At 69.5% G+C, this 25,050-nt stretch carries 34 protein-coding genes; 16 read left to right on the forward strand and 18 right to left on the reverse strand.

The features are described 5' to 3' along the window. Positions 1 to 50 precede the first annotated feature (50 nt). Positions 51 to 335 carry a DUF357 domain-containing protein gene (locus IEY12_RS02060; RefSeq protein ID WP_188877850.1) on the forward strand — a complete coding sequence of 95 codons (285 nt, stop codon included), beginning with the start codon at positions 51 to 53 and terminating at the stop codon, positions 333 to 335. Here IEY12_RS02060 and IEY12_RS02065 read toward each other — a convergent pair whose 3' ends face one another. Next, positions 336 to 1,538: a hypothetical protein gene (locus IEY12_RS02065; protein WP_188877852.1), complete on the reverse strand. Its 1,203-nt coding sequence runs from the start codon at positions 1,536 to 1,538 to the stop codon at positions 336 to 338. Positions 1,539 to 1,664: 126 nt separating this feature from the next. Between IEY12_RS02065 and IEY12_RS02070 the strand changes: the two genes are divergently transcribed. Together IEY12_RS02070 and IEY12_RS02075 are read left to right on the forward strand one after the other, a co-directional pair. Then, the gene (locus IEY12_RS02070; RefSeq protein ID WP_188877856.1) at positions 1,665 to 2,057 is read left to right on the forward strand and encodes a DUF2267 domain-containing protein; all 393 of its coding nucleotides are present in this window, start codon (positions 1,665 to 1,667) and stop codon (positions 2,055 to 2,057) included. Positions 2,058 to 2,106: 49 nt separating this feature from the next. Further along, positions 2,107 to 2,292, forward strand: a complete 186-nt coding sequence (locus IEY12_RS02075) for a DUF7836 family putative zinc-binding protein (RefSeq protein WP_123076008.1) — start codon at positions 2,107 to 2,109, stop codon at positions 2,290 to 2,292. Here IEY12_RS02075 and IEY12_RS02080 read toward each other — a convergent pair. Then, positions 2,289 to 2,684, reverse strand: a complete 396-nt coding sequence (locus tag IEY12_RS02080) for a translation initiation factor IF-2 subunit beta (RefSeq protein WP_188877873.1) — start codon at positions 2,682 to 2,684, stop codon at positions 2,289 to 2,291. The two genes, IEY12_RS02075 and IEY12_RS02080, sit on opposite strands and share 4 nt — an antisense overlap. A 155-nt stretch (positions 2,685 to 2,839) precedes the next feature. Here IEY12_RS02080 and IEY12_RS02085 point away from each other — a divergent pair, with 155 nt between their 5' ends. The 5 genes from IEY12_RS02085 to moaC all read left to right on the forward strand — a co-directional run bounded on the left by IEY12_RS02085 (position 2,840) and on the right by moaC (position 6,447). Continuing rightward, the gene (locus IEY12_RS02085; protein ID WP_123076004.1) at positions 2,840 to 3,082 is read left to right on the forward strand and encodes a UPF0058 family protein; all 243 of its coding nucleotides are present in this window, start codon (positions 2,840 to 2,842) and stop codon (positions 3,080 to 3,082) included. Positions 3,083 to 3,204: 122 nt separating this feature from the next. Then, the gene (locus IEY12_RS02090) at positions 3,205 to 4,089 is read left to right on the forward strand and encodes a DNA-3-methyladenine glycosylase family protein (RefSeq protein WP_188877876.1); all 885 of its coding nucleotides are present in this window, start codon (positions 3,205 to 3,207) and stop codon (positions 4,087 to 4,089) included. A gap of 66 nt (positions 4,090 to 4,155) precedes the next feature. After that, complete coding sequence (locus tag IEY12_RS02095) at positions 4,156 to 4,440, forward strand: acylphosphatase (RefSeq protein ID WP_188877878.1); 285 nt, start codon at positions 4,156 to 4,158, stop codon at positions 4,438 to 4,440. A gap of 46 nt (positions 4,441 to 4,486) precedes the next feature. Then, positions 4,487 to 5,926 (forward strand): NAD(P)H-hydrate dehydratase, encoded by a 1,440-nt coding sequence (locus IEY12_RS02100; protein ID WP_268245993.1) that lies wholly within the window; start codon positions 4,487 to 4,489, stop codon positions 5,924 to 5,926. Then, entirely contained in the window at positions 5,923 to 6,447 is a 525-nt protein-coding gene (gene moaC / locus IEY12_RS02105) for a cyclic pyranopterin monophosphate synthase MoaC (RefSeq protein ID WP_188877884.1), read from the forward strand. The genes IEY12_RS02100 and moaC overlap by 4 nt, the downstream gene beginning before the upstream one ends. Here moaC and IEY12_RS02110 read toward each other — a convergent pair. Together IEY12_RS02110 and hflX are read right to left on the reverse strand one after the other, a co-directional pair. Next, complete coding sequence (locus tag IEY12_RS02110) at positions 6,444 to 7,085, reverse strand: DUF1405 domain-containing protein (RefSeq protein WP_188877889.1); 642 nt, start codon at positions 7,083 to 7,085, stop codon at positions 6,444 to 6,446. The two genes, moaC and IEY12_RS02110, sit on opposite strands and share 4 nt — an antisense overlap. A gap of 45 nt (positions 7,086 to 7,130) precedes the next feature. Then, entirely contained in the window at positions 7,131 to 8,435 is a 1,305-nt protein-coding gene (gene hflX, locus IEY12_RS02115; RefSeq protein ID WP_188877892.1) for a GTPase HflX, read from the reverse strand. Between the two features lie 111 nt (positions 8,436 to 8,546). Between hflX and IEY12_RS02120 the strand changes: the two genes are divergently transcribed. Further along, positions 8,547 to 8,867, forward strand: a complete 321-nt coding sequence (locus tag IEY12_RS02120) for an FUN14 domain-containing protein (protein ID WP_188877894.1) — start codon at positions 8,547 to 8,549, stop codon at positions 8,865 to 8,867. A gap of 27 nt (positions 8,868 to 8,894) precedes the next feature. Here IEY12_RS02120 and IEY12_RS02125 read toward each other — a convergent pair whose 3' ends face one another. The 10 genes from IEY12_RS02125 to pyrB all read right to left on the reverse strand — a co-directional run bounded on the left by IEY12_RS02125 (position 8,895) and on the right by pyrB (position 16,131). Continuing rightward, positions 8,895 to 9,620 carry a ribosome assembly factor SBDS gene (locus IEY12_RS02125; RefSeq protein ID WP_123077355.1) on the reverse strand — a complete coding sequence of 242 codons (726 nt, stop codon included), beginning with the start codon at positions 9,618 to 9,620 and terminating at the stop codon, positions 8,895 to 8,897. A gap of 275 nt (positions 9,621 to 9,895) precedes the next feature. Beyond that, positions 9,896 to 10,678 carry an archaeal proteasome endopeptidase complex subunit alpha gene (gene psmA, locus IEY12_RS02130; RefSeq protein WP_188877898.1) on the reverse strand — a complete coding sequence of 261 codons (783 nt, stop codon included), beginning with the start codon at positions 10,676 to 10,678 and terminating at the stop codon, positions 9,896 to 9,898. A gap of 6 nt (positions 10,679 to 10,684) precedes the next feature. After that, positions 10,685 to 11,164 (reverse strand): Rpp14/Pop5 family protein, encoded by a 480-nt coding sequence (locus IEY12_RS02135; RefSeq protein WP_188877903.1) that lies wholly within the window; start codon positions 11,162 to 11,164, stop codon positions 10,685 to 10,687. Then, on the reverse strand, positions 11,161 to 11,763 hold the full coding sequence (locus tag IEY12_RS02140) for a class I SAM-dependent methyltransferase (protein ID WP_188877913.1): 603 nt from the start codon (positions 11,761 to 11,763) through the stop codon (positions 11,161 to 11,163). Before IEY12_RS02140 ends, IEY12_RS02135 begins: the two co-directional genes overlap by 4 nt. After that, positions 11,735 to 12,451 (reverse strand): RNase P subunit p30 family protein, encoded by a 717-nt coding sequence (locus IEY12_RS02145; protein WP_188877915.1) that lies wholly within the window; start codon positions 12,449 to 12,451, stop codon positions 11,735 to 11,737. The genes IEY12_RS02140 and IEY12_RS02145 overlap by 29 nt, the downstream gene beginning before the upstream one ends. Before the next feature lie 213 nt (positions 12,452 to 12,664). Further along, positions 12,665 to 13,078: an RNA-binding protein gene (locus tag IEY12_RS02150; protein WP_188877922.1), complete on the reverse strand. Its 414-nt coding sequence runs from the start codon at positions 13,076 to 13,078 to the stop codon at positions 12,665 to 12,667. A gap of 267 nt (positions 13,079 to 13,345) precedes the next feature. Further along, positions 13,346 to 13,531: a DUF1918 domain-containing protein gene (locus IEY12_RS02155; RefSeq protein WP_123075976.1), complete on the reverse strand. Its 186-nt coding sequence runs from the start codon at positions 13,529 to 13,531 to the stop codon at positions 13,346 to 13,348. A 129-nt stretch (positions 13,532 to 13,660) separates the two neighbouring features. Next, a complete protein-coding gene (locus IEY12_RS02160; RefSeq protein WP_188877924.1) occupies positions 13,661 to 14,491 on the reverse strand; it encodes a hypothetical protein in 831 nt (276 codons plus the stop codon). A gap of 267 nt (positions 14,492 to 14,758) precedes the next feature. Beyond that, positions 14,759 to 15,223, reverse strand: a complete 465-nt coding sequence (pyrI, locus tag IEY12_RS02165) for an aspartate carbamoyltransferase regulatory subunit (RefSeq protein ID WP_123075972.1) — start codon at positions 15,221 to 15,223, stop codon at positions 14,759 to 14,761. A gap of 2 nt (positions 15,224 to 15,225) precedes the next feature. Next, entirely contained in the window at positions 15,226 to 16,131 is a 906-nt protein-coding gene (gene pyrB / locus IEY12_RS02170) for an aspartate carbamoyltransferase (protein ID WP_188877927.1), read from the reverse strand. Between the two features lie 73 nt (positions 16,132 to 16,204). On the opposite strand from pyrB, the gene IEY12_RS02175 reads away from it, so the two are divergent. Then, on the forward strand, positions 16,205 to 16,816 hold the full coding sequence (locus tag IEY12_RS02175) for a nucleotide-binding protein (RefSeq protein WP_188877935.1): 612 nt from the start codon (positions 16,205 to 16,207) through the stop codon (positions 16,814 to 16,816). Positions 16,817 to 16,843: 27 nt separating this feature from the next. Continuing rightward, positions 16,844 to 17,470, forward strand: a complete 627-nt coding sequence (locus IEY12_RS02180) for an RAD55 family ATPase (protein WP_188877937.1) — start codon at positions 16,844 to 16,846, stop codon at positions 17,468 to 17,470. Between the two features lie 236 nt (positions 17,471 to 17,706). Here IEY12_RS02180 and IEY12_RS02185 read toward each other — a convergent pair whose 3' ends face one another. Together IEY12_RS02185 and IEY12_RS02190 are read right to left on the reverse strand one after the other, a co-directional pair. Next, positions 17,707 to 18,639 (reverse strand): FKBP-type peptidyl-prolyl cis-trans isomerase, encoded by a 933-nt coding sequence (locus IEY12_RS02185; protein ID WP_188877942.1) that lies wholly within the window; start codon positions 18,637 to 18,639, stop codon positions 17,707 to 17,709. 53 nt (positions 18,640 to 18,692) lie between these two features. Continuing rightward, positions 18,693 to 18,896: a DUF7511 domain-containing protein gene (locus IEY12_RS02190; protein WP_188877944.1), complete on the reverse strand. Its 204-nt coding sequence runs from the start codon at positions 18,894 to 18,896 to the stop codon at positions 18,693 to 18,695. Between the two features lie 122 nt (positions 18,897 to 19,018). Here IEY12_RS02190 and cyaB point away from each other — a divergent pair, with 122 nt between their 5' ends. From cyaB to IEY12_RS02210, 4 genes are all read left to right on the forward strand, one after another. Further along, the gene (gene cyaB / locus IEY12_RS02195; protein ID WP_188877949.1) at positions 19,019 to 19,552 is read left to right on the forward strand and encodes a class IV adenylate cyclase; all 534 of its coding nucleotides are present in this window, start codon (positions 19,019 to 19,021) and stop codon (positions 19,550 to 19,552) included. A 69-nt stretch (positions 19,553 to 19,621) separates the two neighbouring features. Continuing rightward, entirely contained in the window at positions 19,622 to 20,842 is a 1,221-nt protein-coding gene (locus IEY12_RS02200; protein ID WP_188877951.1) for a methionine adenosyltransferase, read from the forward strand. A gap of 37 nt (positions 20,843 to 20,879) precedes the next feature. Then, entirely contained in the window at positions 20,880 to 22,115 is a 1,236-nt protein-coding gene (locus IEY12_RS02205; protein ID WP_188877953.1) for a tRNA sulfurtransferase, read from the forward strand. Next, on the forward strand, positions 22,112 to 22,561 hold the full coding sequence (locus IEY12_RS02210; RefSeq protein WP_188877955.1) for a DUF5804 family protein: 450 nt from the start codon (positions 22,112 to 22,114) through the stop codon (positions 22,559 to 22,561). Before IEY12_RS02205 ends, IEY12_RS02210 begins: the two co-directional genes overlap by 4 nt. A gap of 43 nt (positions 22,562 to 22,604) precedes the next feature. Here the strand turns inward: IEY12_RS02210 and IEY12_RS02215 are convergent, their stop codons facing one another. Together IEY12_RS02215 and IEY12_RS02220 are read right to left on the reverse strand one after the other, a co-directional pair. Then, positions 22,605 to 23,501: a hypothetical protein gene (locus IEY12_RS02215; RefSeq protein ID WP_188877958.1), complete on the reverse strand. Its 897-nt coding sequence runs from the start codon at positions 23,499 to 23,501 to the stop codon at positions 22,605 to 22,607. A 141-nt stretch (positions 23,502 to 23,642) separates the two neighbouring features. Continuing rightward, the gene (locus IEY12_RS02220; RefSeq protein ID WP_188877963.1) at positions 23,643 to 24,554 is read right to left on the reverse strand and encodes a PLP-dependent cysteine synthase family protein; all 912 of its coding nucleotides are present in this window, start codon (positions 24,552 to 24,554) and stop codon (positions 23,643 to 23,645) included. A 106-nt stretch (positions 24,555 to 24,660) separates the two neighbouring features. On the opposite strand from IEY12_RS02220, the gene IEY12_RS02225 reads away from it, so the two are divergent. After that, a complete protein-coding gene (locus tag IEY12_RS02225; protein WP_188877966.1) occupies positions 24,661 to 25,050 on the forward strand; it encodes a TlpA family protein disulfide reductase in 390 nt (129 codons plus the stop codon).

Genomic DNA, 25,050 nt, shown 5'->3' on the forward strand with positions numbered 1-25,050 from the left:
CGAAGGCCGACGGCGACACGCTTACCCCCGCGAGCGCCGCAGTGAGGGGTATGCCCGCCGACCTCGCGGAGAAGACGGACCGCTACGAGGGCCTCCTCGCGGAGGCGCTCGAGAAAGCCGACCCGGTCGCCCCCGAGGGGACGCCGCTCGCGGAAGCCGCCGCCGAGTACGAGGAGATGGCGCGCTCCTACCTCGAAGACGGCCGGCACTTCCGGGCGAACGGCGACCCGGTGAACGCGCTCGCCTCCTTCTCCTACGGCCACGCGTGGATGGACGCCGGCGCGCGTATCGGCCTCTTCGACGTGCCCGAGGAGGGCCATCTCTTCACCGTGTAGTCACTTCTTGAACACGGTGACGTTGAACGACGTCCGGTTCGCGTCGCCCGACCGACCGGCGATCGTCGCGTCGACGGTCACGGACCGTTTGTTGTTGGCGTTGTTCGGCGGGACGAGACAGGCGACCGTTTCACCCGAACCGTCGGTAGCGGCGGTCACAGTAGTACTGCCACCGGTGGCGGCGGTACACGAGTTCCCGTCCGGGTTCACGACGTTTGCGTTCCCGGATTCTACGGTGAACTCGACGTCGACGTCGGAGACGCCGTTGTTGAACTTGTCGCGGGCGACGGCGGTGAGCGGTACGGGGTTCCCCTCGACGGTCGGGCCGGGTTCGCGGTTCGGCGATGTGAGGTAGCGCGCGCCCGGCGGCGACTCGACGGAGGGGTCCGCCGGTTCGCGGAGCGCGACGCGCGCGAGACGGAGTTGGTAGGTCTCATCACCCTCGAAGGCGAGCGTGACGGTCTCGTCGTCCTCGTCCACAGTCGCGTCCGTTATGTTGGCCTGACCGTCAGCGATCTCGTTCCACGCGTCCTGCCCGAGGCGCGTCGGCACGGTCATCGTGAAGTCGCCGCTCGTGTTCCGGACGCTGATGGTCTCGGTGCCGACGCTGACCGGTTCGACGGCCGGCGCGACGGTGACGCCGCCGTCGCGGTAGTCGCCCGCGACGGTGACGAGCGTGATCCGGTTGCCGCTGACGAGCGTCTGCGCGTCGCGCATCACGGTCGCGTCGGCGGCGAGATAGGTCGCACCGGAGGGATCGACGCCGAGCGACCCCGTCCGCAGTTCGTTGTAGTCCGTGCGGAAGACGAGGCGCTGGGTGTCGAACGAGCGGTCGTCCCCGTTCCAGTAGTCCCGAACGTCGCCGTCCGTCGCCTCGACGTTCGAGAGCGTCACGTCGCCGGCCGGTTCGGTCGCGAGCGTCCCGGACGCGGGCGGCGGGTTCACGAACAGCGCTCTCGACGGGTAGGACGTGCCCGTCTGGACGACGGTGCTCGTCTGCACACCCGTGACCGCCGTGCGCTGCATGGCGTTCCGGAGTTCGGTGACGTCCTCGCCGGCGCCCTGGAAGGCGTCGAACTCGACCTGTTTGTTCTCCGCCGGTACGACGGCCGCCTGCCACGACGCGTACACGACGAGGATGATCCCGAAGAGGAGGATCGCGCCGACGAGCGTCGACACACCCCGGTCGCCCTGTTCGGCCATTGGCACGACATCCACTCGCGATACATAAATAACCTCTCCGTCACTTCCGGCGGGCGTCGGTCGGACGCGGACCGCGGTGAGCGTGGCCACCACGATTAACGGCCGTGCGGCGGTAGTGCGTCGTGTATGAACCACGACGAGTTCGTCGGCGATGTCCAGCATCGACTCGAACTCTCCTCCCGTGGGGAGGCCATTCGGGCGACGCGCGCGGTCCTGACGACGCTCGGCGAGCGCCTGCAAGCGGACGAAGCGGCGGACCTCGCCGGGCCGCTCCCGATGGAGATCGACCGTTTCCTCCACGAAGCGGAGTCGGGACAGACGTTCGACTATCGGGAGCTCGTCGCCCGCGTCTCCCAACGCGCTCGCGTCGAGGACGCCGACGCGGCCTTCTACGCGCAAGCCGTCGTCGACGTCGTCGAGGACTGCGTCCCCGAGACGGAACTCGACGACGTCACGGCACAGCTTCCCGAGGACTACGCGGAGCTGTTCGAGCTCGTCGGCGACGACGGCTACTACTGACGCCGGCCCGCCAACAACCTTTTTTCGTCCGCCGGTGCACGGTCTACGTATGCCTAACGAGGCCTACGTGCAGTTGCTCTGCCCCGACTGTAGCAAGCACTGGGAGGAGTCGCCGAAGGACCTCCCGAAACCCGAGAAGAACTACGACTGCCCGGACTGCGGGGCGACCTACCGGACGAGCGAGTTCATGCGCACCGAGCGCGATCTGGAGAACCTGAAGCAGCTGCAGTCCTAGACGGTCGTCCGAGCACCGCAGGCGTCACACTTCAGCTGCGTGGTGTCGTCGCGGCGGACGAGGTTCGTGTCCGGCAGCCCGCACTCCGGACAGAGGACGTACTCGTCGACGTACTCGTCGAGCGCCTCGGCGATGCGGTCCTGTGAGAACTCGCCGGTGAGCCGCACGCGCCCGTTCTCGTCGATCTGCGCCGCCGTCCCGAGGTCGTTCTGGATGAACTGGAGGACGTGGCGCTGACTGCGGTCGAGACGGTCCAGGGTGTCCTGGAAGTTCTCGTAGAGCGTGAAGTTCCCCTCGGTGCGGACCTTCGGGTCGGGGACGTCGAATCGGGACGCCTCGGCGGCCTCGGACGACTGCGACATCGCGCGTTCGAGTTGCTCGTCGTATCCCATATGAGAGTATTACCGACGGCGGCGTAAAAGCGTTTCAGGCCGGCCGCCCGGAGCCACCGCCGTCGTATTCGTCACGGTCTCTAGCACCCGAGAACGCGTGTGTCAACCGTTATCAGGATAATACTATAACCCTCCGGGCGATAGGAGGTGTTGTCATGAAGAAACAGGAGCTCATCCATCTTCACGGGCTTCTCGCAGAGGTAGGGAACTACTACGCGAAGTGTGAAGGCGACATTTCCCTGGCTCTCGACGAGTACGAGGAGCTCGGCATCCGACCGACATCGATCCACAAATCGAAGACCGACCACAAGGCTGCTGTTTTCGCGCTGGCCGACGACATCACGACCGCGATGGACTCCGAGGAGGCCACGGAGAAAGTCGCGGCTCAGGCCGACTAACGCCCGACGCGGAGCTGGTCCGCGATCCACGCTGGTACATCGACCACGTAGCGACCGGTATTATCGACGTGCAACGACCGACACCGACACCCGTTTGAGCGTCCGCCACGGAGTCACGCAGAATGCGATCCGGCTCGGTTCCACTCGTCGACCTCCCCGGCGGCTTCGACCTGCAGGCGACGCTGGAGAGCGGACAGACCTACCTCTGGACCCGTGAAGACGGCGAGACGTACGGCGACGCGGCCGCCTACGGGGGCGACGCGTGGTACAGCACCGTCGTCGACGGCGAGGTAGTGCGCGCCCGCCAGCACGACGGCGCCCTCGAGTGGGAGGCCACGACGGACGCCGAGTCGCTCCTCTTCGAGCTCCTGCGACTCGACGACGACCTCGACGCGATCCGCGAGGGGGCGAGCGACGACCCCCTCATCGAGGAGGCCTACGAGCGCTACTGGGGCCTGCGCATCGTCGACGACCCCTTCTTCGGCTGTCTGATCTCCTTCATCTGCTCGGCGCAGATGCGCGTCGAGCGCATCTTCGGGATGCAGGAGTCGCTGCGCGAGGCGTACGGCGAACGCATCGAGTTCGACGGCGAGACCTACTACGCGTTCCCCACGCCGGAGGCGCTCGCGTCGGCGAGCGAGCAGGACCTCCGCGAGTTGAGTCTCGGCTATCGGGCGCCCTACGTCGTCCGGAGCGCCGAGCTGGTCGCGAGCGGCGAGCTCACCGAGCGCGACGTCCGGGGCGCCGACTTGGAGGAGACCCGCGACGCCCTCAAGGGGTTCGTCGGCGTCGGCGACAAGGTGGCGGACTGCGTCGCGCTCTTCTCGCTGGGCGAACTCGAGGCGGTGCCCCTCGACACGTGGATCCGAACCGCGATCGAGGAGTACTACCCCGAGTGTGCGACCGGGAACTACGCGGACACCTCGCGCGCGATCCGCGAGGCGTTCGGCCCGAACGCCGGCTACACGCAGACCTACGTCTTTCACCACCTCCGGAATCGCGAGTAGGGCAGAACACTTGCAGACCGGGGGTGTCGCCGCGTTCTTTTAGGGTCGGCCGACGCAAGGGCGGGTATGAGCGAGAGCGAGCGCGTTCGCGCGCACGTCTACGTCAGCGGCACCGTTCAGGGCGTCTATTACCGAGCGAGCACGCGAGACGCCGCCGAGGAGCGCGGCGTCGACGGCTGGGTGAAGAACCTCGCGGACGGCCGCGTCGAAGCCGTCTTCGAGGGCGCGACGGGGGACGTCGAGGAACTGGTCGAGTGGTGCCACACGGGGAGTCGCGCCGCGTCAGTCGCGGACGTCGACGTCGAGTACGGCGACCCGGAGGGCCTCGACGGCTTCGAGGTGCGGTACTGAGCGCACGGCGGTAGGCTTTAGGGGCGACTCGCGCGAACCACGGCGCGTGACCATCACCGCAGCACGGATGGCGGCCGTCGACCGGAACGCGGCCGCCCTCGACGTCTCGACGAAGCAGTTGATGGAGTCGAGCGGGAACGCGCTCGCCCGCGAGGTCCGCGCCGTCGCCGATAGCGGCGACGAGGTGGCGGTCGTCGCCGGCCGCGGGAACAACGGCGGGGACGCGTTCGTCGCCGCGCGCTTCCTCGCGGGCGACTACGACGTCACGGTCCACCTCCTCGGCCGCCCGGAAACCATCACGACGGAGATCGCGCGCGAGAACTGGGACGCGCTCCGGGCCGCCGAAATCGCGACCGAGCGCGTCCTCGACTCGAACGCGCTCGACCTCGGGAGCCCGGACGTCGTCATCGACGGCGTGCTCGGAACGGGCGTGACGGGCGCGCCGCGCGAACCCGAGCGCTCGGCCATCGTCGCGACGAACGACGCGGCCGCGACGGTGGTGTCGGTGGATGTCCCGTCAGGAGTGGACGCCGACACCGGCGAGGTGGCGGACGTCGCCGTCGAGGCCGACCGCGTCGTCACCTTCCACGCCCTGAAGCCCGGCCTCGAGGGCCGCGAGGACGTGACGGTCGCGGACATCGGCATCCCGGAGGCCGCCGAGCGCTTCGTCGGCCCCGGCGACCTCCTGTCGCTCTCGCGCGACCCGCAGGCGCACAAGGGCGACTTCGGGCGCGTGATGGTGATCGGCGGCGGCCCGTACACGGGCGCGCCCGCGCTCTGCGCGCAGGCGGCGCTCCGGGCGGGCGCGGACCTCGCGTACGTCGCGTGCCCCGACCCCGTCGCGGACGAGGTGCAGGGGTACGCCGAGGACCTCATCGTCGAACCGTACGTCGGGACGCGCCTCCAACCCGATCACGTCGAGGGCCTCCTCGCGGACGCGGAGGCGCGCGACGTCGTCGTCATCGGGCCCGGTTTGGGTGGCGCGGACGACACGCTCGACGCCGTCCGGGCGTTCCTCGAAGGGTACGAGGGGAAGGCCGTCGTGGACGCGGACGCCCTGCAGGTCGTGCCGGCGGTGGAGACGGACGCGGAGTTGGTGTGCACGCCCCACCAGGGCGAGCTCGCGAAGATGGGCGGGCCGCGACGCGACGACTGGGCGGAGCGCGAGACGCTCGTCGCTGAGTTCGCGCGCGACCTCGGACAGACGCTCCTCGTGAAGGGCGCGTACGACGTCGTCGCCGACGGCGACGCGACGCGCGTGAACCGGACGGGGAACCCGGGGATGACGGTCGGGGGGACGGGCGACGTCCTCGCGGGCATCACGGGCGCGCTCTACTCCACGCAGGGCGCCCTCGACGCGGCGGCCATCGCGGCGTACACGAACGGTACTGCGGGGGACGCCGTCGTCGAGGAGATGGGGTACGGCCTGCTCGCCTCCGACTTACTCGCCGAGATTCCGACGGCGCTCTGGGGTGAGCGACGGTGAGCGACGACCGTGAGGGCGCGAGCGCCGACGAGGCGGCCGGCGCGTCCGAGGAGCTGACCCACACCACCGAGGACGGCGACGTGCAGATGGTGGACGTCGGCGCGAAGGAGCGGACGGCGCGTCGGGCGGTCGCGCGCGGCGAGATCCGCCTCGACGAGTCGACCGTCGAGGCGATCCGCGCCGACGAAATCGGGAAGGGCGACGTGCTCACGACGGCGCGCATCGGCGCGGTTCAGGCGGTCAAGCACACGTGGGAGACGATCCCGATGTGCCACCAGATCCCGATCACGAACGTCGACACGGACTTCGACGTCCGCGCCGACCGCGTCGTCCTCGACGTCGCCGTCGAGACCACCGGGAAGACCGGCTGCGAGATGGAGGCCCTAGAGGGCGTGACGACCGGACTGAACGTCGTCTGGGACATGGTGAAGGCCGCAGAGAAGGACGCCGAAGGGCAGTATCCGGGCACCGCCATCGAGGGCGTCGAAGTCGTCTCGAAGGAGAAGCGCGCGCTCGACTAGGCGGCGTCGCGTCGCGCGTCGCTCGGCGCGTCCCGGCCCCCGTCGAGGCAGTACCACGCGAGGGCGAGCGCGCCGAGCGAGAGGAGCGGCGTCACCCACGGGAGCGGTCCCGTCCCCGCGACCTGCAGGTGCGGGTGGAGGTCGAAGGCGTAGTCCGCGACGTCGTTCGCGAGGAACCAGAGCGCGGTCACGCCGAGCGCGAGCCGGCTCGTCCGCCCGTAGTAGGGGAGGAGGAAGGCCTCGCCAACCATCACGAGGTGCGTGAAGAGGATGCCCCAGTAGTCCCAGGCGTGCGGGTAGTACGCGGTGAAGAAGTAGTTGAGCGTGAACGCCGTCCAGAGCCCGTACTTCACCATCGAGGCGAACGCGAGCGTCGTGAGCGTGTCGAGGAACGGCGTCGAGGGGTAGTCGGCGCGTCCGACGCCCCAGAGCGTGAGGAGGCTCGCCGTCATCCAGACGAGCGCGAGCGGGCTGTCGACGACGAGGGGCCACTCGAGGACGAAGTGCTCTGGCAGTTGCGGGAGGTAGAAGTTCAGCCCGATGAGGATGCCGAGCGCGTTCACGCAGAGGAGGAGGAAGCGCGAGAGCCCGACGTCGAGATAGGGGAGGGCGACGCGCTCCGGGAGGATGGTCCGCATACGCCGGCGTACGGCGGGCGCGCTTGTAACCGTTCCCGACTCCGCTCAGGCGGACGCGAGCTCGCTCGCCTTCGCGCGCGACTGCTCGATGACCTTCGGGCGCGCCTCGAACTCCACGACGACCTCCTCGTCGCCGTACGTGACCTCCTCGACGGAGGCGTTGTCGTGCACCCACGAGACGACGCTCATCGTCTCCTCCGTCATCGGGAGGACGAGACGCTCGCGCTCGCGGCGCGGGAGCGCGTAGTCGACGCGCTCGCGCAACTCGTCGAGGCCGACCTCCGTGAGGGCGCTCACCGCGATCGGGTTCGGCGCGAGCGCCGAGAGCGCCTCGCGCTTCTCGGCGAGTTCGTCGTCGGGCACCCGGTCGACCTTGTTGAAGACGGTGAGGATCGGCGCTTCGTTGCGCTCGTAGAGCGTGTCGTGGGAGGTCGCGAGCTTCTCGCGGATCTCCTCGACGGGCTCGCTCGCGTCCACGACGAGCAGGACGAGGTCGGCCTGATAGACCGAGTCGAGCGTCGACTTGAACGACTCCACGAGCCAGTGCGGGAGGTCGCTGATGAAGCCGACGGTGTCCGTGAGGAGGACGTCGCGCTCGTCGATGTCCATCCGGCGCGTCGTCGTGCCGAGCGTCGTGAAGAGCTCGTCGCGGGACTCCGCCGTCGTCTCGAGGTCGGGATGGAGCGACTCGTTCTCGTCGAGGTCGAGGTCGTCGGCGAGCGCACGCATCAGCGTCGACTTCCCCGCGCTCGTGTAGCCCGCGAGCGCCACGAGGTCGAAGCCGGACTCGCGGCGCTGCTCACGGCGGTGGCGCTCGGTCGTCTCGATGTTCTCGAGCTCGTCGCGGATACGCGATATCTGGGCCTTGATGTCCTGCTCGCGCGACTCGTCGTACTCCCCGAGCCCCATGAAGCCGGGGCGCTCGTCGCGCTTCGCGAGGCTCGCCTTCGCCTCCGCGCGCGGGAGCTCGTAGCGGAGTTCCGCGAGCTCGACCTGGAGTTGGGCCTTGCGCGTCTGCGCGCGCTGGCCGAATATCTCGAGGATGAGCGTGAAGCGGTCCATCACCTCGGTGCCGTCCGGGAGGTGGCCGCCGAGGTTGAACCGCTGGTAGGGGCCGAGACGGTTGTCGAAGACGACGGTGTCCGCGCCGGTGTCGGCGACGCGCGTCGCGAGCTCCGCGACCTTCCCCTCGCCGAGCTGGAGGGCGGGGTCGGCCGTTCGGCTCTGCGTCACCTCGCCCGCGACCTCGTAGCCGGCGGCGCGGACGAGCTCGGTGATTTCGTCCGTGTCGGGCTCCCCGTCGTCGACGCGCTTCGCGACGACGACGGTGCCGGTAGTTGCGCCTGTCACTCACGGGACGGTACGGTCCGAGTCCACTTAAGCCCAATCCGTGGTCGAGGCCGATCCACGGCCGTCGAGGCCTCCACAAGAGTGATGCCGGGCGGAGACCACGGTTCGGACATGGCTATCGACCTCGATCCACAACAACTCGGCCTGCAGTTCGGGTCGGGCGCCGTCATCGGCGGCATCGTCGGGTTCGCGGCGAAGAAGGTCGCGAAACTCATCGCCGTCCTCATCGGCATCGAGCTCGCGCTCTTCGCGTTCCTCGAATCGCGCGGTATCCTCACCGTGAAGTGGGACCGCCTCACCGCCGGCCTCGTGCAGGCGAGTCAGGACGCCGCCTCGCAGACGCCCCCGTCGTGGCTCATGACCATCCTCTCCACGCTCTCGGTCTCCGCCGGGTTCAGCGGCGGCTTCCTCGTCGGCTTCCGGAAGGGATAACGGCCCGTTCTCGACGCCGTCGCGACGTTATCGCGTGCTGAGTTCGTCCTTCTCCTTGATGACTTGCGTCTCGCCCTCTCCGCTCGTCACCTCCGCGACGAGGTCGTAGAGGTCGTTGCGCATCCCGGCGGGGAACGTGAGGACGCCGACCCACGACCCGTCGGACTGCCACTCCTCGCGTTCGAGGTCGCCGAACTCGCGGATCTGGGCCTGCCCGGAGCCGGCGTAGTCGGCGGGGAGGTTGACCGCGACCGTCACCTCCTCGAAGCGGATGGGGATGACCGGCCGCAGGGCGTCGAGCGCGTCGTCGACCTGCGACTCGACGGGCTCCATCGGGTCGACGGTGAACCCCGCCTGCTCGAGGGCGGACTCGATGCGCTCGGGCGGGTGGGGCGCGTTGTCCATCTGCGGGTTGACCGCGTTGCGCGCGATGGTGTTGATGAGCTGTTTGCGCTTTCGTTCCTGCATCTCCGCGCGCTGCTCGGCCGTGATCTGGATCTCCCCGCGCTCGATGACCTCCGGGATGATCTCCATCGGGTCGGTCGTCCCGAAGACCTCCTCCAAGTCCTCCTCGGCGGGGCGGTCGCCACGCGAGGCGTTCTCGAAGACGTCGCGCGCGGCGATGACGTCCTCGAGTTCGCCCTCGAACTCGCCGCGCTTGATCGCGAGCGCGGCGTCCGGGTCGACCAGTACCTCGAAGCGTTCGCCGTGTGACTCCAAGCGCGCCGTCACGGCTTCGTCGAGCGAAATCATGTCCGACAGTTGCGGCGGACGGTTGAAGGCCTTTCCGGGGACACCGTGGGTCCGAGCATCGCGAGGAACCACGGAATCGCGAGCGGTGGCGAGACGCGGAGCGTCTCGCTCGAAACCAGCACGCGGGGCGTGCCGGTGACGGGGCGCGACGAGCGACCCGCGAGCGTGCGACCCCGAGTAACGTGAACCCCGAGCACCGCGAGGACTCACGAGCCCGCGACGTGGGAGAGCCGTGACTGGGCGGGCGTGAAAAAGCGGGGAGGTAGAGTGGGTCGCTATTCGGCGGACTCGTCGTCGGAGGCCGCGTCGTCGGACTCCTCGTCCTCGTCGGCGAGGAGGTCGTTGGACTCGAGGTACTCCTCGATCTCGTCGTTCGTGAGTTCGATGAAGGACTCGGTCTCCGCGTCGACGGTGGCGACGCCGATACCCTCGGGGGTGAGACCCTCCTCGTGGACCTGACCGAGGCCGGAGAGCGCGATGCCGACGGCCTCGTCGAGCGCGAGCTCGGTGCTGAAGTTGTCCTCGAGGTACTGCTGGATGTCGTCGCGCCCGGAGCCGATGGCGAGCGCCTTCCACTCGTTCGGCGTGCCGGAGGGGTCCGTCTCGTAGAGGCGGGGTTCGCCGTTCTCGATGCCGCCGATGAGGAGCGCGACGCCGAACGGACGCGCACCGCCGACCTGCGTGTACTGCTGGATGTGGTCGGTGATGTCCTTCGTCAGGCTCTCGACGCCGATCGGCTCGTTGTAGCGCACGCGGTTGACCTGCGCGTCGCGGCGCGCGAAGTCGATGAGCTGGCGCGCGTCCGCGACGTGGCCCGCGGAGGCGATGCCGATGTGGTTGTCCGCCTTGTGGATCTTCTCGACGCTCGTCTCCTCCATGAGGGGCGAGCGGATGCGCTTGTCGACGACGAGCACGACGCCGTCCTTCGCGCGGATGCCGATGGAGGCCGAGCCGCGCTTGACGGCTTCACGCGCGTACTCGACCTGGTAGAGTCGGCCGTCGGGCGAGAAGATAGTGATACCTCGGTCGTACGCCTGCTGTTGGGCTTGACCTTGCATGTTGTGTCACTCCAAATCAGAGCGAGTCGCGCCCACGAAGCCACCATCGCACTCGACGTCGACGAGACCGTCACGGGCGACGGCCCGCCGGGTGGCGTTCCTGAACACGACGTCTTCCTCTGTCGAATTTTGTCCCGCGCGTCCTAAATACCTTTCCTCACCGGCACGTACCGTGCCCGAGACGCCGCGCACGTGGACGCCGAGGGGGTCGTCGCGCACCGAGTCGACGCACGCGAGCGCGGCGCGCGCCTCCTCGACGTGCTCGCGGCGCGCGCGCACGACGGCCTCGCCTTGCCCGTCGTCGAACTCGTAGGAGAGCACGCGCAGGTCGGCGTCCGCGCTCGTCGCGTCGCCGTGGAGGTTCTGCGCGGCGAACCAGACGCTGCGCTGGAAGTCCCGGCGGGAGACGTCCGCGTCCGGCCACGCCTCGATGCCGACGAGGAGGTAGCGCCAGCGCGGGCGCAGGTGCTTCGGGAGGTGTTTCATCGGCGCTCGGCGACGATGACGCCGACCTGCGGGTGAACCCGCTCGACGGCCGTGACGGCGTAGCCCGCGTCCGTGAACGCCTCGACGAGCACGCCCACGGTCGCCGGGTCGTCCACCTCGGGATCGTAGAAGGGGGCCTCGGGGTCCGGAAGTCCGAAGAGCATCACGTCCCCGAGGACGATCCGGCGCGGGTCGTAACCCGCCATCACGTCGATGGCGTCGCGTTTCGCGTCGTCGTCGAGGTGGTGGAGCGCGAAGTTCGACGTGACGATTGTGGCCTCGCCGTCGTAGTTCGGCTCGCGGAAGCTCCCCTCGCCGAACTCGACGTTCGAGAGGCCGCGGTCTGAGGCCTTCTGGCGCGCCTTCGAGAGCATCCCCTCGCTGACGTCCCGCCCGACGACGCGTCCCGCCCCGTCGGCGAGCGAGAGCGCGACTGCGCCCGTCCCACAACCCAAGTCGAGCACGGTGTCGTCCCCTCTCGGGTCCGCGTGCTCGACGACGAGCCGCAGACACTCCATGTACTGGTCGCCGGACGACTCGTCGTACGTCGCGGCGAGCTCGTCGAAGCGCTCAGCGTGTTCGTCGACGTCCTTCTTCATACCGTCCGCGTTCGAGCCCCGGCGCAATGAACTCCCCGGAGCGCCGGTGTCGGTTGCGCGCCGCGAGTTCCCCCCACTCCGCGAGGCCGGCCTCGATCTGCTCGGCGTCGAACCCGATGGTTTCGCCGACCGCGCGGAGCTCGCGTGGCGCCCGGAGTTCGAGGTGCGACGCCGGGGACGCGGTCACGACGTAGGGCGCGTCGTACTGCTCGACGAGCTCGCGGAGCTTGCGGAGCCCACGGAGCGCCTGCACGCGCGGCCCGCCGGACTCGCGGAGCACCGGCCCGAGGTCGAACTCGAGGCGGACGCCGTGCTCGGCGGCCGCGCGCACGATGACGTGGTTCACGTCGCCCCGTCCGGCCATCGGCTTCGTGAGGACGTCGACGCGCTCCTCCTCGGCCGCGAAGCGGTTCAGTTTCGCCGTCCCGCCGCGCACGAGCAGGAGCGTGTGCTCGCGTCGCGCGTCCGCGAGCGCGCCGCTCAACACCGTCGGGTCGTCGCCGGCGAGTTCCACCGCGTCGACAGCGTCGACGCCGAACTCCTCGCGGACGGCGGCGGCGTCGAATCCCGGGTCGGCGTCCGCGGCGTCGCGGACGACGACCCCGTCGAAGCCCTGCCGGTCGGCCGTCGCCGCGAACCGCCCCACCGTGCTCTCGCCCGCCGGCGTCGCCGTCACCGCCTCGTACATACCGTAGAGTAGGACGCCGCGCCGGTAAAACCCGTGTGGTCGCCACGACGGTTGCCGGTCTGAGGACACCAGTGACGACGATGAGCGAGAGCGACGTCGACCCCGTGGGCGTCGACTAAGGGTGCCCCGAAGCGAACCCGGAGTGCGAGGCGGCCGTCGAGGCGTGGCGCGAGAGCGTCTCCGGGGGAAGCGGCGGCGAGTGGCTGACGCGAGTCAGAGCGCCTCGCGGGCGTTCTCGACGGCCGCCTCGCGCGTCGCCGGGTAGGCCTCGACCTTCGCACGGAAGGAGATGCCCTCGCCGAGGCGCACCTCCCCCCGGAACGCCGCCTGCTTGTCGATGTGGGCCATGAACGCGCAGTTCTCGTTCACGCGCTGGTCGAGCTCCTCGCGGAGCCGACCGAGGTCCGCGCCCTCGCGCAGGCGCTCGATGACGTGGCGCATCCCGTCGGCGTTCTCCACGCGCGCGGACAGCACGACGATGCGGTCGCCGTTGTGGCCGGTGCTCTCCGCGCGCTGGACCTCGAACTCCTCGGGGAGGAAGTGCCGGAGAGCCGCCTCGACGCGCTTCTCGTCCTCCGTGTCGTAGCAAAACGTCCGCAGGTCGATGTAGTGGAAGGGAACGCTCATTGTACCCGGAAAGAAGCCGGAGCGGGAAAAGCGCTCCACTCCGGTCCGCGTTCGCCGTTCGGATGTCCGGTCGCGCGTCGCGGGACCTATTCCTCGCGGCTACGCTGCTCGCCTGTCCAGTCGCGCCCTCGCTCGCGCTCGGTTGCGACCTATTCCTCGCGGGTCGCTTCGCTCCCCGCTCGATAATCCGTCGTTCCGTAGGAACGACGCTATTGTACGGGCGACCCGTGAGACGCCCGTACGGTTCGCGGGACCGGAGGTCCTGCGTTATTCCTCGTCGGCTTCCTCGAGGTTGTCCTCGGGGACGCCCTGCTCCTGCCCGTCGTCGAACGCGACCGTGTAGTTCGCGTCGCCGAACATCGTCTCGACCTTCTGCGTGATCTCACCGGTCTCGCCGTCGAACTCGCTGTGCTCGTCGTGCAGAACCACGGCGTCGCCTTCTTCGAAGCTCATACTCCGAACACGGAGGGGGTCACGCAAAAACGCCCCGATTCACCGGGAGAGCGAGCGGCGGACGCGTCCGACGCGCCCGCGACACTGACAGGGGGCGAGACGCCTCCGAGCGACGCACCGGCGACGCGTTCACCCCCACTCGACGCCCTCGCGGGTCTCGGCGTCCCAGCGGCGCAGGACCGCGCGCGCGTTCCCGGCGTGGTAGCCGAAGTAGACGTTCTCGGCGTACTCCCCGGCGAGGTCGGCGGCCTCGGCGAGCGCGCCCACGTCGGGGTCGACGGCGTAGAGCTCGACGCCGAGACGGACGTCGCGTCCCTCGAGTCGGTCCGCGAACCCCGAGAGAAGCGCCTCCAGCCAGTACGTCGTCGCGTACGCCGTGTCGTAGAGCGGGACGACGACTTCGTCGACGTGCGCGGCGAGCGCGTCGAGGTCGACACCGGAGTGCGCGCGCAGGTGGCCGGGGTACGGGTCCGGGTGGACGGTGAGGTAGAGGTCGCCCGGCACGCGCTCGCGGGCCTCGGCGACGAACGAGGTGACGACGGACGCGCGCCACGCCTCGCGGTCGTCGGACTCGCTCTCCGCGAAGGCGTCGTCGCAGTGCTCACAGTGACAGAACGCCGGCCCGGGGAAGCCGACCTCGTCGAGGCGGACGTCGTCGCTCGCCGCCACGCAGGCGTCGATGACCTCGAAGAGGCCGTCGCGGTAGTGCTCGATGCTCGGACAGACGTACCCCCAGTCGAGGGCCGAGTGGTCCTTCGTCGCGCGACGGCCCTCGGCGTCGACGGGCGCGAGATGCGGGTCGGTCTCGGCGGTCGCGGTGTCGCCGAAGCAGGAGACGAGGTTCACCGCGTCCGGCTCCGGGTCGACGTGCTCGCCGGTGACGCGCTTGACCTCGTAGAAGCCTACGTCGAACTCCGACCACTCGAGTTCCTCGGCGTTCCGCGTGACGACGCCGTACATATCACACGTGGGGAGCGCGGGCCGCCTAAAGCGTTCGTTCCCGGGACGCGTCGCTGGGAGTTGGGCGACAGCGGAGGATGGGGCGGCGCGTGCCGCGCGAGTGCGGTGCTCAGTCGATGCGGTCGATGTCCTCGGCGGGCTCGGACTCGCCGCCGGCGACGAGCTTGTAGACGAGGACGATCAGGGCCAGTGCGAGGGCGAGCTTGACGGTCGTGCGCATATGTGAGCGTACGTATCGGTCCACTATACCTTTTCGGGAATCGGCGCTCAGACGGCGAGGTGGTCGGTGATGTCCTCGCGGACGATGGTCTCGCAGTACGCGCATCGGACGCCCTCGGAGATGACGTCGAAACGCGTCTCGACGGGTTCGCCGGCGTTCGTGATGCAGTGGCGGTTCGGGCAGTGGAGGAGGCCGACGACCTCCGCCGGGGGCTCGATTTCGGTCTTCTCCGCGACCTCGTACTCCCGAACGATGTTCACGGTGGCGTCCGGCGCGATGAGCGAGAGGACGTCGAGTTCGGCCTGACTCATCTCGCGGCCCTCGACCTTCACGATGTCCTTCTGCCCCATCCGCCCGCTCGGAACGTTCATCCCGAGGCTGACGCTCTCGCCGCCGCTCCCGTCGATGCCGAGGATGGCGAGGACGTGGAGGGCTTCGCCGGCGGGAACGTGGTCGATGACGGTGCCGTCGCGGATCTTGGAGACGCGGAGTTCGGTGTCTTTCTCGGTCATGATTACTCGAGGAGGAGGTCGAGGAGCGCCATGCGGACGGGAACGCCGTTGTGCGCCTGGTCGAAGTACGTCGCGTTCGGCAGGTCGTCCACTCCGGGGTCGATCTCGTCGACGCGCGGGAGCGGGTGCATCACCGCGAGGTCGTCCCTCGCCGCGTCGAGCGTCTCGGCGTCGATTCGGTACTGGCCGGCGACCGTCTCGTACTCCTCCTCGTCCGGGAAGCGCTCGCGCTGGATGCGCGTCACGTAGAGGACGTCGAGCTCGGAGAGGACGGCCTCGAGGTCCTCGTGCTCGCGGACGTTCGCGCCCGACTCGTGGAGGTCGTAGCGCACCGAGCGCGGGAGGCGGAGGCTCTCCGGGCTGATGAAGTGCTGGCGGGCGTCGAAGTTCGTGAGCGCGTGCGCGAGCGAGTGGACCGTCCGGCCGTACTTCAGGTCGCCCATGATGCCGATAGTGAGGTCGTCGAGGCCCGCGTGCTCGTCGATGGTGTAGAGGTCGAGGAGCGTCTGACTCGGGTGGTGTCCCGCGCCGTCGCCCGCGTTCACGAGCGGGACGTCCACGAACTCGCTCGCCATCTGCGCGGCGCCCTGACTCGGGTGCCGGAGGACGATGCCGTCCGCGTACCCCTCGATGACGCGGACGGTGTCCGCGAGCGACTCGCCCTTCTTCACGGAAGAGGACTCGACGGAGCCCATGTCGATGACGTCCCCGCCGAGGCGCTTGGCGGCCGTCTCGAAGCTCATCTTCGTGCGCGTGCTCGGCTCGAAGAAACAGAGCGCGAGCAGCGCACCGGGATGTCGGTCCGCGTGCGCGGCCGGGTCGTCCGCGAACTCCCGCGCTCGCGAGAGGACCTCCTCGATGTCCGCCCGCGAGAGCTGTTTCGCGGTGAGCAAGTGGTCGTGGCGCATCGTCACTACCCCCGCGCGCTGACGCCTTCAACTTCCCGAACCTTCTTCCCGGATGGGGGGCCCACCCGTGGGTATGCTTGCCATCGCGGGCGGGAAGGGCGGGGTGGGGAAGACGACGACGGCGCTCGGCCTCGCCACCGCCTACGTCCGCAGACGGCGCCGACCCCTCGTTGTCGACGCCGACCGCGGGATGCCGAACTGCCACCTCTACGCGGACACCCCCGGCGAGCGCGGCGTCGCGGACGTCGCGGCCGGCCACCCCCTCGCGGACGCCGTCGAACCCGTACGCGCGCTCCCGGGCGTCGACCTCCTCGCCGGCGGCGACGCCGCCCCCGGGAGCTACCTCGATAGGCTCCCGCGCGGGCGCCCGCTCATCGTCGACACCGCCGCAGGCGCGGGTGCGGACGTCGGTGCGGCGCTCGTCGCCGCCGACGCCGTCGTCGTCGTCACCACGCCCGACGAGGAAGCCGTCGTGGACGCCCTGAAGAGCGCGGCGCTCGCCCGCGCGCTCGGGACGCCGGTCGTCGCCGGTGTCGTCGTCGGCACCCGTGACGACACCGACGGCATCGCGACGGCGCTCGACGCGCCCGTCACGGCCGTCCCGCGCTCGCGTGCGCCACTCCGTAACACGAGCGTTGCGGCCGCATACGACAACCTCGCGACAGCAACGGGGCCGAATCCTTAACAACGCCACCGCCCCTACTGAGGGTACATGGCGGACCGGCTCCCGACGGGAATCGACGTCCTCGACCGGAAGCTCGGCGGTGGCATTCCATCGGGGAGCGTCCTCGTCTACGAATCACCGCCGGCGAGCCAAGGCGAGCTACTGCTCCACGAAATCGCACGCCCCCGGGAGACGCTCTACATCACCACCGACCGCACCGAGGACGCCGTCGCGGACTCGTTCGAGAACACGAGCGTTCCCGTCGACCCCCCCGACGTCCGCTACCTCGCGAACGACGCGCCGCTCGACAACGCGCGGCGACTCGTCCGCAACACCGGCGAGGACGAGACGCTCGTCATCGACCCCGTGGACGCCCTCGAACGCACCGAGCGCGCGCGCTACGAGACCTTCCTCTCCGAGCTGCAAAACCACATGCACAACACCGGCGGCGTCGCCGTCCTCCACGCCCTTCGCGGCTCCCGCGTCCCCGAGCTCCGCGACTCGACCATCCACATGGCCGACGTCGTCTTCCGACTCGAAACGACGGTCAAGGGGAGCGACGTCGAGAACACGCTCTCCGTCCCCAAGTTCCGCAGCGGCAGCGCGCTCAACGAGACGGTGAAGCTCAACCTCGGTGACCGCGTCACCATCGACACCTCTCGCGACATCGCCTGAGCGGTCACGTCGCGGCCTGCGCCGCTATCAGACGCCGAGCGCCGCCGCTACGCGGCGGAAAAACGTGGAGAATCGCGGTGGCGGGATGATCGGCGACGCCTCGCTCCGCTCGTCGTCGCCTTACCTCACGGGTCACTACGGTCCCCGTTCGGTGTTCAGTCGCCCCTTCGGGCCGACCTATGCCTCGCGGCTACGCCGCTCGGCTATGTCGCGCCCTCGCTCGCGCTCGGTTACGACTATTCCTCGTCGAGTTCGTCGACGATTTCGTCGGCGTCGACGTCGGCGTCCTCGAGGGCGTCCTCGATGTCGCCGAGGTCCTCGCCGCCGGCGCCACCCATCATGCCGCCCATACCGCCCATCATGCCGCCCATGCCGGAGCCGTCGATGATCTCCTGGACGATGACGCGGTCGACGCCGATCTGATCCATGATCTGCTGGAGGATCTGCTGCTTGCCCATCATCCACTGCTGGTTGAACTGGAGCTGCGGGCTCTGCTCGATGTACAGCGTTTCCTTCTCGACGGTCTCGGTCTCCGTCTCGGGCTCTTCGTCCTCGTCGGACTCGACCTGCACCTCTTCCTCGACCTCGTCCGTCTCGATGTGCATGTCGAGCTCGGCGTCGAAGTACATGCTGAGGAGGCCCTGGGCCTTCTCGACGCGGTCCTCGACCTCGCCGACGATTTCGTACTTGTACTCGATGTCCTCACCGGCGAGCATGTGGTTGAAGTCGACGCGCGCGCGCCCACCGATGATGGTCTCGACGTGGCCGTGCTGGCCGTCGATGTCGACGTGGCCACCGGGGTAGCGGTCGTCCTCGGGGATCTTGTCGGCGCTCACGGTTCGGACCTCGCTCTCGTCGTACTCGCCGAAGGCGTCGGCGGCGGGGACGACGACGGTCCCGGTGTCGCCGACTTCCTTGCCGTAGATGTCCTCCTCGACGGGCTCGAAGATGTGACCCTCGCCGAGCACGAGCGTGCGCGGGGCGAACTCCTGCTCGTCGGTGTCGACGCCCTCCTCCTCGGCGACCTCCTCGTCGGTCGTGTCGACGAGGTCGCCGCCCTCGACGGTTCGTGCGGTGTACGCGAGTTTGATGAAGTCGCCCGCCTGAAGCCCTTCGGACTCCTCGGACGCAGATTCGTCAGCCGCCTCGGCCTCTTGCTGGTCGCTCATACGCACACGAACTCCCGTTCGGCCCTTAAGAATCACGTTTCTGCCCCGTCAGTTCAGCGCATCGTCGCGAGGTCGCAGGTCGCGTCCGCGTCGAGCGAGAGCCACGTGGTGAGTCGGGTCTCCTCGTCGGCGTCCGTCGGGTAGACCGTACAGCGGTCCGGCCCGCGTTCCTGCGTGACGGTGACGGCGTCGAGGGCGTAGTCGGGGGCGGGGACGGTCGTGTGCGCCGCGTCGCCGGCGGTGGAGTTTGCGGACATCCCACTCGGAGGGGCACGGCCGTCACGTATGAAGGCTGCTAAGAGGGGTACGGTCGTCTCTATAGCCGTCCCGATCCCCGCGATTCGGGCGTTTTTTCCCGGGGCCGCCGCCTCTTCGAGATATGTACGAGGTCGAGGTGAAGGTGCCGGCGGACCACGGCGACGTCCGGGACGCCTTGGAGTCGGTCGGCGCGGCGGAGCGACGCACGGTCGAGCAGGCGGACACCTACTACGACGCCCCCCACCGCGACTTCGCGGAGACGGACGAGGCCCTGCGCGTCCGGCGCGTCAGCGAGGCTGGCGCCGAGGACGCCGACGCGCGAATCACCTACAAGGGCCCGAAGGTCGATAGCGAGTCGAAGGCCCGCGAGGAGATCGAGACCGGCGTCGAGGACGGCGCGGACGCGGGCGCGCTCTTCGAGGCGCTCGGGTTCGCGCCCGCCGCGACGGTGCGAAAGACCCGAACGTACTACGCCTACGACGGCTACACGGTCGTCCTCGACGACGTCGAGGGTCTCGGGCAGTTCGTCGAGGTAGAGCGCGAGAGCGAGGACGTGGCGTCCGCGCGCGAGGGCGCGTTCGACGTCCTCCGCCGCCTCGGCCTCGACCCGGACGAACAGATACGCACCTCCTACCTCGGCCTCCTCCTCGAATAACCATGAGACATATTATCGTCGCCTTTCCTTTCCGCAAGTTATAGAACCGCCGGCGGCAAAGAGGAGGCAATGACCGAGCGGAACATCCGCGTCCAGCCGATCGAGCGCGGGGCCGTCGAAGACGAGGAAGTCGAGATCGTGGAGCGAAAGGGCATCGGCCACCCCGACTCCATCTGTGACGGCGTCGCCGAGCACGTCTCCGAGGCGCTCGCGCAGGCCTACCTCGACCGCGTCGGGAAGGTCCTCCACTACAACACCGACGAGACCCAACTCGTCGCCGGCACCGCCGCGCCGAAGTTCGGCGGCGGCGAGGTCGTCGAGCCTATCTACATCCTCGTCGTCGGGCGCGCCACCAAGCACTACGTCGACGAGTCGGGCGAGGAGTACGAGATCCCCGTCGACTCCATCGCGCTCGAGGCCGCGCGCGACTACCTCGACGAGACCCTGCCCGCCATCGACCTCGAGACGGACGTCATCGTCGACGTGAAACTCGGCGAGGGCTCCGGCGACCTCCAGGACGTCTTCAGCGAGGAGGAGCGGACCGTCCCCGAGGCCAACGACACCTCCTTCGGCGTCGGCCACGCGCCCCTCACCGAGACCGAGGAGCTCGTCCTCGAGACCGAACGCCACCTCAACGGCCCCTACCACGACGACAACCCCGCGCTCGGGCAGGACGTCAAGGTCATGGGTAAGCGCGAGGGCGACGAGATCGACCTCACCGTCGCCGCCGCGCTCGTCGACGCCTACGTCCCCGACATGGACGCGTACAAGGCCGAGATCGAGCGCATCCGCGAGTACGTCTCGGACCTCGCCGACGAGTACACGACGCGGGACGTCACCGTCCACGTCAACACCGCCGACGACTACGAGGAGGGCTCGGTCTACCTCACCGTCACCGGCACGAGCGCCGAGCAGGGCGACGACGGTTCGGTCGGTCGGGGGAACCGCGCGAACGGCCTCATCACGCCGAACCGCTCGATGAGCATGGAGGCGACGTCCGGGAAGAACCCCGTCAACCACATCGGGAAGATCTACAACCTCCTCTCCACGCAGATCGCGGACTCCGTCGTCGACGACGTCGAGGGCATCCGCGACCTCCGCGTGCGCCTCCTCAGCCAGATCGGCCGCCCCATCGACGAACCGCACGTCGCGGACGTCCACGTCGTCACCGCCGAGGGCGTCACAGTCTCCGACATCGAGGCGGACGTGCGAGGGATCGTGGACGAGGAGCTCGCGAACGTCACCGACGTCACCCAGCGCGTCATCGACGGCGAGCTCACCACCTTCTAGCGACGCGCCTTTAGTGGGCGCGGTCCTTTCTCGCAGCATGCATCCGCCGGACGCCGACGCCGTGCTAGTTCGTCACGGCGACGTCGGCATCAAGAGCGACGCCGTGCAGGCGCGCATGGAGGCGCGCCTCGCGGAGAACCTCGAGGCGCAACTCGACGCGCGCGACATCGCGGGATCGGTGGAGACGGAGTACGGCCGCCTCGTGATACACACCGATGACGTGGCGGCGGCGACGGACGCGGCGGCCGAGACGTTCGGCGTCGTCTCCGCGAGTCCCGCGACCGTCGTCGAGCCGTCGCTGGACGCGATTCGGTCGGCGCTCGCGGACGCGGCGCGCGAGCACTACCACGGCGGGACGTTCGGCGTCGATGCGCGGCGCGCGGGACGCCACGACTTCGACAGCCGCGACGTCGGCCGCGAGGGCGGGCAGGCGGTCTGGGAGGCCGTCGAGGACGCCTTCGACCCCGAGGTCGACCTCGACGACCCGGACGTGACGTTCTCCGTCGAGGTGCGCGAGACGCGCGCGTTCGTCTTCCTCGAGAAACGCGCGGGGCCGGGCGGGATGCCGCTCGGCACCCAACGGCCGCTCGTCGCGCTCGTCTCCGGCGGCATCGACTCGCCGGTCGCGGCGTGGCTCGCGATGAAGCGCGGCGCGCCCGTCGTGCCCGTCTACCTCGAACTCGGGCCCTATGGGGGCCCCGACCACGAGGCGCGCGCCGTCGAGACGGTCGGCCGCCTCGCGCGGTGGGCGCCGAACGTCGACCTCGACGTCCACCGAATCCCGGCGGGCGACGCCCTCGAGCGCCTCGCCGATGCCGTGACGAACACCCGCATGCTCTCCTTCCGGCGCTTCATGTACCGGGCGGCCGAGCGCGTCGCCGCGGACGTCGGCGCGGTCAGCATCGTCACCGGCGAAGCCATCGGGCAGAAGTCGAGTCAGACGACCGCGAACATGGCGGCGGTCGCGGGGGCCACCGACCTCCCCGTCCACCGCCCGCTGCTCGCGTGGGACAAACAGGAGGTCGTCGCGAAGGCGCGCGACCTCGGGACGTACACGGACGCGACGATGGACGTCGGCTGCGACCGCCTCGCGCCCGACCAGCCCGCGACCGCCGTCTCGCGCGAGCGGGTCGTCGCCGCCGAACCGGACGCCCTCCTCGAGTGGGCCGAGGACGCCGCCGACGCCCGCGAAACCGTGCCGGTCGACCCGGGGTTCGACGGCCGGGCCAGCGAGGACGACGCGGACGACGCGGAGGTGTCGAACGCGCGATGACGGACGTCTGCATCGTCGCGAAGGAGGGCAAGCGCCTCCCGGGCGACCTCTACGCCTACGAGACGGCGTACCGCGCGCTCTCGACGTACGACGCGACCTACCCGTGGGAGAACGCGCTCGCCGTCGAGACGATCAGCTTGGGAACGGCGGTGTCGCTCCTCAACGACCTCGACTGGTATCTCGCGCGCGTCGCCGCCGACGCGTTCGTGCGCGACCCGAGCGTCAGCGAGACGGAGTGGCTCTCCCGGCCGCTCGCGCGCGACCTCCGGGACGGCGACGGCGACCCCGAGGACCGCGTCAACCGACTCAAGGTCTACGGCATCGAGGACGGCCGCCTCGTCGACCCGACGATGGTCCTCCGGGGCGACGCCCAGGAGGGGACGTACGAGCGCGCGGAGTACGACGACGCCGTCGTCGTGCGCGTCACGAAAGACGAGTTCTTCTGAGCCGCGCACACGACCCGAGGCGCGTGGCGCGTGAGCCCGGGCGTCAGTACTCGTCGGTGAACTGCGCGTAGCTGAGGTCGGCCCAGTAGACGGTGCCGTTGTAGCGGACGACCCACGAGCCGCGCGTCTCCTCGTACTGCACGGCGTCGCCGTCGTGCGCCCGGAAGCGCTCGAGGACACCGCGGAAGGCGCTGTCGTCGGTGCTCTCGGCGTAGTAGCTCCCGTTGGTGGCCTCGGAGACGACGGCGCGTTCGCTCTCGTTGAGGTCGCCGAGCGTGAACAGGTGCTCGTCCTTCAACTGCCGGGCGTAGGCGTCGGAGTCGTTCGCGACGACCGTCGACGTGTAGCGATACGTGGTGAGCGTGACGGGGTGGACGTCGCTGACGCGAACCGGGTAGGCGTCGCCGTCGTAGACGACGGCGTCGTACTCCTGCGTGGGGACGAGGACGGAGCGGTCGGCTTCGGCGTCGGTGTACGTCGCGCCGACACCGAGGTCGTAGCCGTCCGCGCGCGGGTCGTGGCGCGGCGGGAACAGCGCGTCGAGCGCGCGACGGTCGACTTCGGGGAGGTCGTCGTACGCGATGCGGTTCGCGGAGACGTTCGAGGCGTTGTAGTCGGCTTCGAGGTCGACGCTCGTCGCCTCGCGCTCTCCGATAGCCGTCCACGAGAGGTCGTAGTACGAGCCCCGGTACGCGAACGGCAGGTCCGCCTCGACGGGTGCGGAACGGCCCTCGATGGTCGCGGAGCCGTTCCGGATGGCGTCGCGAATCAGCCGGGCCTCGGGGTCGGGTTCGGCGTCACTCGGTGGCGCGTCCCGACTCGCGTGGTCGGCGAGGTCGGCGTTCGAGACCGGGTCCATCGAGATGCTTCCGGCGGCCGAGCAGCCGGTGAGGAGCACCAACGGGAGGAGGGCGGCGAGCACGAGGTGGTGGCGGCGCATACGCACTCTCGTGTGAGAAGGGTGGAATAACTTGTGCAGACTGAAAGCGCGACTTGAGCCAGGACGCGGGCGACGGGGCCGGGGCGCACGCGGCGTCGGCGTTCGCGTGCGTGACGGCGAGGCCGTCGCACAGCGGACGGGTCAGTCGAAAACGCCGGCCGTCAGGTAGCGCTCGCCGCTGTCCCAGAACATCGTGACGACGAGGGGGTCTTCGTCGTCGTCGGCCTCGTAGGCGTAGCGCTCGGCGACGCGCTGGGCGACGAGTGAGACGGCGCCGGAGGACTGGCCGACGAGGACGCCCTGCTCGCGCGCGAGGCTGCGGCATTCGGCCTCGGCATCGTCGATGGCGACGGTTTCGACGGTGTCGATGACCTCAACGTCGAGGATGTCGGAGACGAAGCCGGGCCCCATCCCCTGGAAGGCGTCCTCACCGGGTTCCTCGCCGGAGAGGACGGCGTTCCCCTCGGGTTCGACGGCGACGACCTCCATGTCGGGGAACTCCTCGAGGAGGCGGTGGCTGGTGCCGGTGATCGTCCCACCAGTGCCGACGGCGGCGACGAAGGCGTCGATGTCGCGGCCGTCGACCTGTTCGAGGATCTCCTCGGCAGTCGTGCGGTAGTGCGCGCGCGGGTTCGCGTCGTTCTCGAACTGCCGGATGGGGTAGGCGTCGGTCTCGGCGGCGATCTCGGCGGCGCGTTCGTTCGCGTCCGTCATCGACCCCTCAACGAGTTCGAGGTCGGCGCCGTAAGCCCGCAGGAGGTTCCGGCGCTCCTGTGACATGTCGGCGGGCATGACGATGGTGAGGTCGTAGCCGCGCGCGGCCGAGACGACGGCGAGGCCGATGCCGGTGTTCCCGCTCGTCGCCTCGACGATGCGGTCGCCCGGGGAGAGATTGCCGGCCTCCTCGGCGGCGAGCACCATCTCGCGGGCGGGGCGGTCCTTCGCGGACCCGCCCGGATTGAACGACTCGACCTTCGCGGCGACGGTCGCGCCCTCGGGCGAGGGGAGGCGCAACAGGGGTGTGCCTATCGCGTCGAGGATGCTGTCGATCATTAGGAGGTGGTATGGGTGAGGGGGTTAAACCGGTGGCGCTCGATGAGCAGGCGCACCGCTCCGCCGGTGGCACGGCTGTTAAGCCCGTCGAGTACCTAGGAGAACTATGTCCGAGAAACTGGAGACGATGCGTCCGAACCCGGCGTGGGACGCGGACGCGCACGAGGAGACCGTCGAGTCGTGGGCGCGCGTGGCGGACGACGTGACGGTGAAGGTCTGGGGCGGCGACTGGTGCGGTGACTGTCGCGGCCAGCTCCCCGACTTCGCGGCCGCGCTCGAGGCGGCGGGCGTCGAGGACGTCGAGCACTACCCGGTCGAGCGCGTCGACGGCGAGAAGCGGGGCCCGGGCGTCGAGGAGTACGGCATCGAGCTCATCCCGACGGTCGTCGTCGAGGACGCTGGGGGGACCGAGCTCGCGCGCTTCGTCGAGGAGGAGGACCGCCCCATCGCGGTCTGGCTCGCCGAGCGCCTCGACGAGCTCGAGGCGTCGGCCTGA

The organism is Halarchaeum grantii, from assembly GCF_014647455.2.
Lineage (GTDB): Archaea > Halobacteriota > Halobacteria > Halobacteriales > Halobacteriaceae > Halarchaeum > Halarchaeum grantii.

What these genes read in the sequence shown, in the direction of transcription:
- IEY12_RS02140 (WP_188877913.1), bottom strand. Translation starts at nt 11,763, where the DNA reads ATGAAGAAGGACGTCGACGAACACGCTGAGCGCTTCGACGAGCTCGCC.
- IEY12_RS02210 (WP_188877955.1), top strand. Translation starts at nt 22,112, where the DNA reads ATGACGGACGTCTGCATCGTCGCGAAGGAGGGCAAGCGCCTCCCGGGC.
- IEY12_RS02110 (WP_188877889.1), bottom strand. Translation starts at nt 7,085, where the DNA reads ATGCGGACCATCCTCCCGGAGCGCGTCGCCCTCCCCTATCTCGACGTC.
- IEY12_RS02155 (WP_123075976.1), bottom strand. Translation starts at nt 13,531, where the DNA reads ATGAGCTTCGAAGAAGGCGACGCCGTGGTTCTGCACGACGAGCACAGC.
- psmA (WP_188877898.1), bottom strand. Translation starts at nt 10,678, where the DNA reads ATGCAAGGTCAAGCCCAACAGCAGGCGTACGACCGAGGTATCACTATC.
- IEY12_RS02095 (WP_188877878.1), top strand. Translation starts at nt 4,156, where the DNA reads ATGAGCGAGAGCGAGCGCGTTCGCGCGCACGTCTACGTCAGCGGCACC.
- IEY12_RS02065 (WP_188877852.1), bottom strand. Translation starts at nt 1,538, where the DNA reads ATGGCCGAACAGGGCGACCGGGGTGTGTCGACGCTCGTCGGCGCGATC.
- IEY12_RS02160 (WP_188877924.1), bottom strand. Translation starts at nt 14,491, where the DNA reads ATGTACGGCGTCGTCACGCGGAACGCCGAGGAACTCGAGTGGTCGGAG.
- IEY12_RS02060 (WP_188877850.1), top strand. Translation starts at nt 51, where the DNA reads ATGCCCGCCGACCTCGCGGAGAAGACGGACCGCTACGAGGGCCTCCTC.
- IEY12_RS02085 (WP_123076004.1), top strand. Translation starts at nt 2,840, where the DNA reads ATGAAGAAACAGGAGCTCATCCATCTTCACGGGCTTCTCGCAGAGGTA.
- IEY12_RS02225 (WP_188877966.1), top strand. Translation starts at nt 24,661, where the DNA reads ATGTCCGAGAAACTGGAGACGATGCGTCCGAACCCGGCGTGGGACGCG.
- IEY12_RS02145 (WP_188877915.1), bottom strand. Translation starts at nt 12,451, where the DNA reads ATGTACGAGGCGGTGACGGCGACGCCGGCGGGCGAGAGCACGGTGGGG.
- cyaB (WP_188877949.1), top strand. Translation starts at nt 19,019, where the DNA reads ATGTACGAGGTCGAGGTGAAGGTGCCGGCGGACCACGGCGACGTCCGG.
- IEY12_RS02075 (WP_123076008.1), top strand. Translation starts at nt 2,107, where the DNA reads ATGCCTAACGAGGCCTACGTGCAGTTGCTCTGCCCCGACTGTAGCAAG.
- IEY12_RS02080 (WP_188877873.1), bottom strand. Translation starts at nt 2,684, where the DNA reads ATGGGATACGACGAGCAACTCGAACGCGCGATGTCGCAGTCGTCCGAG.
- IEY12_RS02120 (WP_188877894.1), top strand. Translation starts at nt 8,547, where the DNA reads ATGGCTATCGACCTCGATCCACAACAACTCGGCCTGCAGTTCGGGTCG.
- IEY12_RS02200 (WP_188877951.1), top strand. Translation starts at nt 19,622, where the DNA reads ATGACCGAGCGGAACATCCGCGTCCAGCCGATCGAGCGCGGGGCCGTC.
- IEY12_RS02135 (WP_188877903.1), bottom strand. Translation starts at nt 11,164, where the DNA reads ATGAAACACCTCCCGAAGCACCTGCGCCCGCGCTGGCGCTACCTCCTC.
- IEY12_RS02070 (WP_188877856.1), top strand. Translation starts at nt 1,665, where the DNA reads ATGAACCACGACGAGTTCGTCGGCGATGTCCAGCATCGACTCGAACTC.
- IEY12_RS02185 (WP_188877942.1), bottom strand. Translation starts at nt 18,639, where the DNA reads ATGAGCGACCAGCAAGAGGCCGAGGCGGCTGACGAATCTGCGTCCGAG.
- IEY12_RS02190 (WP_188877944.1), bottom strand. Translation starts at nt 18,896, where the DNA reads ATGTCCGCAAACTCCACCGCCGGCGACGCGGCGCACACGACCGTCCCC.
- IEY12_RS02150 (WP_188877922.1), bottom strand. Translation starts at nt 13,078, where the DNA reads ATGAGCGTTCCCTTCCACTACATCGACCTGCGGACGTTTTGCTACGAC.
- IEY12_RS02090 (WP_188877876.1), top strand. Translation starts at nt 3,205, where the DNA reads ATGCGATCCGGCTCGGTTCCACTCGTCGACCTCCCCGGCGGCTTCGAC.
- IEY12_RS02180 (WP_188877937.1), top strand. Translation starts at nt 16,844, where the DNA reads ATGGCGGACCGGCTCCCGACGGGAATCGACGTCCTCGACCGGAAGCTC.
- IEY12_RS02220 (WP_188877963.1), bottom strand. Translation starts at nt 24,554, where the DNA reads ATGATCGACAGCATCCTCGACGCGATAGGCACACCCCTGTTGCGCCTC.
- pyrB (WP_188877927.1), bottom strand. Translation starts at nt 16,131, where the DNA reads ATGCGCCACGACCACTTGCTCACCGCGAAACAGCTCTCGCGGGCGGAC.
- IEY12_RS02215 (WP_188877958.1), bottom strand. Translation starts at nt 23,501, where the DNA reads ATGCGCCGCCACCACCTCGTGCTCGCCGCCCTCCTCCCGTTGGTGCTC.
- pyrI (WP_123075972.1), bottom strand. Translation starts at nt 15,223, where the DNA reads ATGACCGAGAAAGACACCGAACTCCGCGTCTCCAAGATCCGCGACGGC.
- IEY12_RS02125 (WP_123077355.1), bottom strand. Translation starts at nt 9,620, where the DNA reads ATGATTTCGCTCGACGAAGCCGTGACGGCGCGCTTGGAGTCACACGGC.
- IEY12_RS02175 (WP_188877935.1), top strand. Translation starts at nt 16,205, where the DNA reads ATGCTTGCCATCGCGGGCGGGAAGGGCGGGGTGGGGAAGACGACGACG.
- IEY12_RS02205 (WP_188877953.1), top strand. Translation starts at nt 20,880, where the DNA reads ATGCATCCGCCGGACGCCGACGCCGTGCTAGTTCGTCACGGCGACGTC.